Annotated in this window: 1 protein-coding gene and 1 pseudogene; one reads left to right on the top strand and one right to left on the bottom strand. The window is 50.4% G+C overall.

Annotation, left to right across the window (positions count from 1 at the left end; genetic code table 11):
* Nucleotides 1–223: pseudogene (locus tag KO497_RS19200) on the bottom strand (Mob protein); the annotation flags it as partial.
* Between KO497_RS19200 and KO497_RS19195 the strand changes: the two are divergent.
* A partial coding sequence (locus KO497_RS19195; RefSeq protein WP_354668129.1) for a TRAP transporter large permease subunit occupies nucleotides 155–393 on the top strand: 239 nt, incomplete at its 3' end. The pseudogene KO497_RS19200 and the gene KO497_RS19195 sit on opposite strands and share 69 nt — an antisense overlap.

The following is a 393-nucleotide window of genomic DNA, read 5'->3' as shown; positions in this document are numbered from 1 at the left end:
GCATCTCAGCCAACATTTTCGCACGCTTTGCCCTAAAATCTGCGATCGTAAGGGTGCCTGACAATTGTTGCGGAGGGCGGGGCATATCCACATGCTCAGAATAATACGGATCACGCTCAGCCTCGGCCTCAACTTGCGCCGCACTGTTGAATTGATGAGGTGCGCCTTTCACTGGTTTTGGTTGCTCGCTGTATGTCTCGGCATGGAAAAATTGATAACTCATCCGATTGCACTTCAATATGGAATAGACCCGTTGCACTTTGGTTTCATCTTTGTGCTCAACCTCGTGATATGTATGTTGACGCCCCCAGTTGGCGTTGTGCTGTTTGTTGTCACTGGCATTACAGGGTGTCTAACGTCAGCACTCGTTGGACGGATGCTGCCCGATGAGAC

It is taken from the genome of Pacificibacter marinus, from assembly GCF_018860665.1.
GTDB lineage: Bacteria > Pseudomonadota > Alphaproteobacteria > Rhodobacterales > Rhodobacteraceae > Celeribacter > Celeribacter marinus_A.
The sequence above is the reverse complement of the archived record's forward strand: the minus strand, read 5'-3'. Positions and strand labels throughout refer to the sequence as shown.